A 2,415-nucleotide genomic window follows, 5' to 3' on the forward strand; every position below is an offset into this window, starting at 1 on the left:
CATACGACCTATCTGTTGGGCGGGCAGCACATATGGCAGTCCCCGCCGAGGATACTGGTCGAAGAATTCGCACAAGGCCCATTCTATGAAGCTACTACGATGGGCAACGCGGTCATTGCAGATGGTACTGCCGAGTTCGACCGCCCACCCTATTTCGTCCCTTGCGAGAGCATGTTTCCGGCCCCTCTGATTGATGAGGAGCATAAGCGTATTGCCGATGTTTCGCTGAACTGTTTGCAAGCTCTCAGTCTTGGCTGGGGACCAGCGAACATTGAATTCCGATGGACGAAGCGGGGCCCAGTCGTAATAGAAGTCAATGCGCGTCTTCCAGGTTGGACCACTCCTCGGCTGATCCAACTGGCGTACGGTGTAGATGTCATCAACGAGCACATCAAGCTTGTCATCGGTGACGAATGCGATCTGCGCGCAACGCATTCGCACACTTCGGCCGCGCGGTTCCTAATTCCTGATCGCGACGGCATCCTCGATCGGATCGAGGGGGCCAGTCGGGTGGCTGCTGTACCAGGTGTCGCAGAGGTCAAATTGTATGTTGAACCCAAGACACCGATCGTCAGGAAAGGCGATCTCCGATGCATGATCGGATATGTCATCGCCGCTTCACCAACCCATGATCGGACTGAGGCGATACTTCAGCGTGCCGTCGACTTAATCGATTGGTCGATTACACCTTTTTCGACCAATGGCGAACAGGAGCGGCCTGCAGACCCTTAAGAACTCAAGCACTTGTTCCCGGCGCACCCTGTTGCGGGTCACCACCCGCCTAGCCGCATCGCACCGTGAACTTGAAACCGCAGCATAAAACGCAGCATACGTCGTCGCACGCTGCCCCCGTAAAGTAGCCGCGAAGTCCCTGGCGATCAAACCTGACATTCAAGAGGAGATGTTAGAATTATGAAGCGCGTAGCAGTCGGACGCCTGTTTCATGAATCGCACGGATATGCGTCTGCCACGGCGGCGGCAGATATCACGGTCGTTCGCGGGCAAGCTCTGATTGAGGGGGCCAAGGGAAATGGCACCACGCTTGGCGGGATTGTCGACGCTTTGATTGAACGCGCTGATATCGAAATCCTTCCCGTGTCGGATTCGATGATCGCGCCGAGCGGCGCCATCGATCATGGTTTCTACGTTGAGCAACGGCAGTTCTGGGGCGAGGAACTCAAGAAGCTCGCGCCCGATGCGATTGTCCTCGACCTGCATGGCTCGATGTCCACGACTGAGTTCGAAGATGCGGAAGGTGATTTCCTCTCCTATATTCGCGGCGCCATCGGCGGAAACGCAGTCATCGGAGTAGGTCTCGACCTTCATGCCAATATAACGCCGCAGATGCTGACGGCAGCCGACATCTGCATCGCTTGCAAGAACAATCCCCATGACGATTACTACGACAATGGCAAGAAGGTCGTCAGATTGGTTTTCGATGTCCTGGAAGGCCGTCTGCGCCCGGTCTATACCTTCGCGAAAACCCGAATGATTGCCCCAGGAAGGCTGGAAACTCATCTCAGCCCACTTAAGGAAATGCACGCACGTGCCCGCGCGCTCGAGAAGTCAGAAGCGCCAGTGGTGGATCTTAGCATTTACAACGTCTATCGCTTTGCGGATCTAATGGACATGGGTCAGGCCGCTGTGATCTTGAGCAACGGGCCATATGCGCAAGCCAAGGCGATCGTGGAGGATTACGCCCAGGAGTTCTGGGATTTGCGCGAGTGCTTCAAGGATGAAACTGTGACGATCGCAGAGGCTCTAGATGCCACTGCGAAGGACAAGAGCGGCATTACCAAGGCGCTTGCCGATCTTGGTGACCGGACGCTCGCCGGCGCGCCGGGAGACAGCACCTTGATCCTGCAGTCCGCACTGAAGCATCCCGTGAAGCTCAAGGGCGCGATGACGGTCAATGATCCGGAAACCGTCGGTCAGGCACATGCCGCCGGAGTCGGCGCGAAAATCAAAATGCGTCTCGGCGGCAAGATGACCCCGCTATATCTGCCGTTCGAGGTCGAAGGCGTGGTCAAGATGCTCAACAACAGGGATATTAAACTGATTGGACCCAGTTTTGCCAACGAATCCGCTGCTATGGGAAAGACGGCCCTTATCGAGATTGATAACCGTTTCCTTGTGATCGCCACGTCAAAGCCAGGATTCGTCGTTGATCGGGCCATTTTCGAATCCCACGACATCAATTTCAGCGAGCAGGACTTTATCGTCATGAAGTCGCAGTTCCACTTCAATCGGAATTTCGAGGGCGTTGCAGCTACTATCTATGTTGCAAGCGCGGGCCTCTCCTATTTCGTGCCAGGTGCTTTCCCCAAAAAACGCGCACGGGTCTGGCCGCACACCAATGTGGATGACGCGCCCATTGTGGCGGCTCAAGTAGTGGATCGTTTAGCGATATAAGGC

1 protein-coding gene and 1 pseudogene are annotated in these 2,415 nt (G+C 55.7%); both read left to right on the forward strand.

Translation table 11 applies throughout. The features are described 5' to 3' along the window. Nucleotides 1–732 (forward strand): annotated as a pseudogene (locus EOA24_RS34375) (hypothetical protein); the annotation flags it as partial. Nucleotides 733–912: 180 nt separating this feature from the next. Then, nucleotides 913–2,412 (forward strand): M81 family metallopeptidase, encoded by a 1,500-nt coding sequence (locus tag EOA24_RS34380; RefSeq protein WP_127410610.1) that lies wholly within the window; start codon nucleotides 913–915, stop codon nucleotides 2,410–2,412. Nucleotides 2,413–2,415 lie beyond the last annotated feature (3 nt).

This window comes from Mesorhizobium sp. M2A.F.Ca.ET.039.01.1.1 (assembly GCF_003998035.1).
GTDB lineage: Bacteria > Pseudomonadota > Alphaproteobacteria > Rhizobiales > Rhizobiaceae > Mesorhizobium.